This is a genomic window from Citrobacter sp. (assembly GCF_050252275.1).
GTDB classification, from domain to species: domain Bacteria; phylum Pseudomonadota; class Gammaproteobacteria; order Enterobacterales; family Enterobacteriaceae; genus Citrobacter_A; species Citrobacter_A amalonaticus.
This window is the reverse complement of sequence record NZ_JBFWLF010000314.1, coordinates 1-5,199: the sequence shown is the minus strand read 5'-3', so window position 1 is coordinate 5,199 and position 5,199 is coordinate 1. Positions and strand designations below refer to the sequence as shown.

The 5,199-nt window shown below is 51.1% G+C and carries 4 protein-coding genes and 1 pseudogene; all 5 read left to right on the top strand.

All coding sequences use genetic code 11. From position 1 onward, the window contains the following. Positions 1–854, top strand: an 854-nt coding sequence (gene wcaK / locus AB7E14_RS20310; protein ID WP_428169860.1) for a colanic acid biosynthesis pyruvyl transferase WcaK, incomplete at its 5' end; no start/stop codon positions are given. Then, positions 851–2,071 carry a colanic acid biosynthesis glycosyltransferase WcaL gene (wcaL, locus tag AB7E14_RS20305; protein WP_043000196.1) on the top strand — a complete coding sequence of 407 codons (1,221 nt, stop codon included), beginning with the start codon at positions 851–853 and terminating at the stop codon, positions 2,069–2,071. The genes wcaK and wcaL, both read left to right, overlap by 4 nt. Before the next feature lie 11 nt (positions 2,072–2,082). Next, the gene (wcaM, locus tag AB7E14_RS20300) at positions 2,083–3,486 is read left to right on the top strand and encodes a colanic acid biosynthesis protein WcaM (RefSeq protein ID WP_407163271.1); all 1,404 of its coding nucleotides are present in this window, start codon (positions 2,083–2,085) and stop codon (positions 3,484–3,486) included. A gap of 177 nt (positions 3,487–3,663) precedes the next feature. Beyond that, positions 3,664–4,557: a UTP--glucose-1-phosphate uridylyltransferase GalF gene (gene galF, locus AB7E14_RS20295; protein ID WP_044266075.1), complete on the top strand. Its 894-nt coding sequence runs from the start codon at positions 3,664–3,666 to the stop codon at positions 4,555–4,557. A 458-nt stretch (positions 4,558–5,015) separates the two neighbouring features. Further along, positions 5,016–5,199: pseudogene (locus AB7E14_RS20290) on the top strand (UDP-N-acetylglucosamine 4,6-dehydratase); the annotation flags it as partial.

Sequence of the window (5,199 nt, the reverse complement as noted above, 5' to 3'; positions counted from 1 at the left end):
GTACCTTTATGGCGAAAAAACCACTGTACATGGTCGGTCACAGCGTCGGTCCGTTCCAGGATCCGCAATTTAATCAACTGGCCAACTATGTTTTCGGCCACTGTGATGCACTGATCCTGCGGGAGTCGGTCAGCCTGGAGCTGATGAAACGCAGTGACATCACCACTGAAAAAGTGGAACACGGCGTGGATACCGCCTGGCTGGTGGATCATCACGATGAAGATTTTACGCCGGGCTATGCCGTTCAACACTGGCTGAGCGTAGCGGCGCAGCAGAAAACGGTGGCAATTACTCTGCGAGAACTGGCTCCGTTTGATAAACGCCTGGGCACCACGCAGGAGGCTTATGAGAAGGCCTTCGCCGGTGTGGTCAACCGCATTCTGGATGAGGGCTATCAGGTTATCGCACTGTCTACCTGTACCGGCATTGACAGCTATAACAAAGATGACCGCATGGTGGCGCTGAATCTGCGTCAGTACGTCAGCGACCCGACGCGTTACCACGTGGTGATGGATGAACTCAATGATCTGGAGATGGGCAAGATCCTCGGCGCATGCGACCTGACGGTTGGCACACGCCTGCATTCCGCCATTATCTCGATGAACTTCGCGACGCCTGCTATTGCGATTAATTACGAGCACAAATCGGCGGGCATCATGCAGCAACTGGGGATGCCGGAGATGGCGATAGATATCCGTCATCTGCTGGATGACAGTCTGCAAGCGATGGTGGCGGATACGCTCGGACAGTTGCCGCAGATCAATGAGCGTCTTGCGCAGGCGGTGCGTCGCGAGCGTGAACAGGGATACCGTATGGTGGAGTCGGTGTTAACGCGCATCGGGGAGGGGAAATGAAGGTCAGCTTTTTTCTACTGAAATTTCCGCTGTCGTCGGAAACCTTCGTCCTCAACCAGATTACCGCGTTTATCGACATGGGTTTTGACGTTGAGATTGTCGCCCTGCAAAAAGGTGACACGCAAAATACGCATGCCGCCTGGGAAAAATATGGCCTGGCGGCCAGAACGCGCTGGCTACAGGACGAGCCGCCGGGACGTCTGGCAAAGCTGCGCACTCGGGCAGTGAAAACGCTGTCAGGACTGCACCGGGCGACGACGTGGAAATCGCTCAACTTCTCTCGCTACGGCGATGAATCACGTAACCTGATCCTCTCATCAATCTGTGCGCAGATAAGTCAACCCCTGCGTGCGGATGTCTTTATCGCCCACTTTGGTCCGGCGGGCGTAACGGCGGCGAAGCTGCGTGAGCTGGGCGTTATTCAGGGCAAGATTGCGACGATTTTTCACGGTATTGATATTTCCAGTCGGGAAGTTCTTAACCATTACACGCCGGAGTACCAGCAACTGTTCCGTCGTGGCGATCTGATGTTGCCGATTAGCGATCTCTGGGCTGGAAGGCTGAAAAGCATGGGCTGTCCGCCGGAGAAGATTGCCGTTTCACGGATGGGCGTGGATATGACGCGCTTTACGCACCGGCCAGTGAAAGCACCCGGTACGCCGCTGGAGATTATCTCTGTTGCGCGACTGACTGAGAAAAAAGGACTGCATGTGGCGATAGAGGCCTGCCGCCAGTTGAAGGAGCAGGGGGTGGCGTTTCGTTATCGCATTCTGGGTATGGGTCCCTGGGAGCGGCGATTGCGCACGTTGATTGAGCAGTATCAGCTCGATGATGTGATTGAGATGCCGGGATTTAAGCCCAGCCATGAAGTGAAAACGATGCTGGATAACGCGGATGTCTTTCTGTTGCCGTCGATTACCGGCACGGATGGCGACATGGAAGGCATTCCCGTTGCGTTGATGGAAGCGATGGCGGTGGGGATCCCGGTGGTCTCTACCGTTCACAGTGGGATCCCTGAGCTGGTGGATGCCGGGGAATCCGGCTGGCTGGTACCGGAAAACGACGCCCATGCGCTGGCGCAACAGCTCGCGTTGTTCAGCCAACTTGATCACCAGACGCTGGAACCCATCATCCAGCGCGCGCGTGAAAAAGTTGAACATGATTTTAATCAGCAGGTGATCAATCGTCAGTTGGCCAGCCTGCTGCAAACGATGTAAACCGAGGTTGTATGCCAGAGAAAACACTCTCCCGACGTACCTTCCTGACGGCAAGCTCCGCGCTTGCCGTACTTCCTGTCCTCCATTCACCTTTTGCCCGCGCCGTTGCGTCCCGCAAAACCGTCAATATTCAGGATTACAATGCGAAAGACTGGATTGCCTCCTTTCGACAGGCCTTCAGCGACGCAGAGACTGTGGTGGTGCCAGCGGGACTGGTGTGCGAGAACATCAATACCGGCATTTTTATCCCGCCGGGAAAAACGCTGCATGTGCTGGGCCGCCTGAGCGGTAATGGGCGTGGTCGCTTTGTGTTGCAGGAGGGATGTCAGGTCACTGGCGAGAAGGGGGGGAGCCTGCACAATATTACGCTGGATGTTCGCGGTTCCGACTGCGCGATTACCGATCTTACGATGAGTGGTTTCGGGCCGGTGACGCAAATTTATATCGGCGGGAAAAAGCCGCGCGTGATGCGCAATCTGGTCATCGATAATCTCACCGTGACCCAGGCCAACTATGCGATTCTGCGTCAGGGATTCCACAATCAGGTCGATGGCGCGCGTATTACCCACTGTCGTTTCAGCGACTTACAGGGCGACGCCATTGAATGGAATGTCGCTATTAACGATCGCAATATCCTGATTTCTGACCACGTCATTGAACGGATCAACTGTACCAACGGCAAGATTAACTGGGGGATTGGCATTGGGCTTGCGGGGAGCACCTACGACAACACCTATCCGGAGCAGCAGACGGTTAAAAATTTTGTGGTCGCCAACATTACCGGATCAGATTGTCGGCAACTGGTGCATGTCGAGAACGGCAAACATTTTGTGATTCGCAATGTGAAGGCGAAGAACATCACCCCGGATTTCAGCAAGAAGGCCGGCATCGACAATGCGACGGTTGCCATTTACGGTTGCGATAATTTTGTGATTGATAATGTCGATATGGTTAACAGTGCCGGGATGCTCATTGGCTATGGCGTGGTCAAAGGGAAATATCTCTCCATCCCGCAAAATTTCAAACTCAACCATATCTCCCTTGATAACACGCAGCTTGAATATAAATTGCGCGGTATTCAAATTTCGTCGGGTAATGCCACCTCCTTCGTTGCACTGACTAATATCGAGATGAAACGCGCGACGCTGGAGTTGCATAATCAGCCGCAGCATCTTTTTCTGCGCAACATCAGAGTGATGCAGGCGTCAGCAATCGGCCCGGCGCTGAAGATGCACTTTGATCTGCGCAAAGATGTGCGCGGCAAGTTTATGGCGAAAGAGGACACGCTGCTGTCGTTGGCAAACGTACATGCGGTGAATGAGAAGGGGCAAAGCTCAGTGGATATAGACCGCATAAACCATCATGTGGTGAACGTTGATGCGATCAACTTCCGCTTACCGGAGGGGAGGGGGTGAATTTGCGACCATTCCTGGCGAAATCGGTCCATACTTAAGATTATGGCTACTGCAATTTATCAGTGACCGGCGTAGCATCAGTGACAAAGCAGCGATGATTTCCTCTAACTAATTCATGCTGGCTAAAACGAGTCAAAAGGCTATAATTCAGCAACCATTTTACAGGTGGATGAAATAATGAGTAATTTGAAAGCAGTTATACCGGTAGCGGGTCTGGGTATGCACATGTTGCCTGCCACCAAGGCAATTCCCAAAGAGATGCTACCGATCGTCGACAAACCCATGATTCAGTATATCGTTGACGAAATCGTAGCTGCAGGGATCAAAGAAATCCTCCTGGTCACACACGCGTCTAAAAACGCCGTTGAGAACCATTTCGACACCTCTTATGAACTTGAGTCACTCCTTGAGCAACGTGTGAAGCGTCAGTTGCTGGCGGAAGTGCAGTCCATTTGTCCTCCGGGCGTGACCATTATGAACGTGCGCCAGGCGCAGCCGCTGGGGCTGGGTCACTCCATTCTTTGCGCGCGTCCGGCGATTGGCGATAATCCTTTTGTGGTGGTATTGCCTGATATCGTTATTGATACCGCCAGTGCCGATCCGCTGCGTTATAATCTCGCCGCGATGGTTGCGCGTTTTGAAGAAACCGGACGTAGCCAGGTGCTGGCGAAACGTATGCCGGGTGACCTTTCCGAGTACTCCGTCATCCAGACGAAAGATCCGCTGGATAATGAAGGCAAGGTGAGTCGCATTGTTGAGTTTATTGAGAAACCGGATCAGCCGCAAACGCTGGATTCCGATCTGATGGCGGTAGGGCGTTATGTCCTCTCAGCGGATATCTGGGCCGAACTCGAAAGAACCGAACCGGGCGCCTGGGGCCGTATCCAGTTGACCGATGCAATTGCAGCACTGGCGAAAAAACAGTCTGTTGACGCCATGCTAATGACCGGCGACAGCTACGACTGCGGTAAAAAATTGGGCTACATGCAGGCGTTTGTGAAGTACGGACTGCGCAATCTGAAAGAAGGACCTAAGTTCCGTAAAGGTATTGAGAAGTTGCTTAGCGAGTAAGTTTAAAGAATCGACGGTCCGTCAGATCGTAAAAAAACATAACGGTAGTTAACATTCGACGCGGTGATGCAGATATGCCCGGAATGTTGCTACCGTTTTTTCATTTTCGAAAAATATTTATGATTTCATTGGGTTAACTACAAAATTTAGCACCGCTTTTTATAAGATTTCTTCTTGTTTCTGACATCAATTGGTAAGACAATTAGGGTTTGAGTTTTGGGGCTTTGCGGCAGAGAAAGCAGAGTTCATCACGTCTGTGAGAGTACGCAGTGCACTGGTAGCTGTAAAGCCAGGGGCGGTAGCGTGTTAATCTTCTGGTCTAATGCAAATTAATAACCGAAGGTTTTCCTCCGGTTTTTTAAGAATATCATTTTATATAGAAAACGATTACAGTCATGCATTTTTTTGACTGAAATTCTTTTAACCGGAATATAACGAGTAATAAACTGGATTTAGAAATGAATAATATTCTCCAATTAATTGGGCGTAATAAAGAACTATTCAGTGATGATATTTCTGAAAATGAAAAAGAATTAAAAAAAATTGTTTCCGAATCACGCTTCCTTGTTCTTGGTGGTGCTGGTTCTATTGGTCAGGCTGTAGTAAAAGAAATATTTTATCGCAACCCACAGAAGAGTCTTG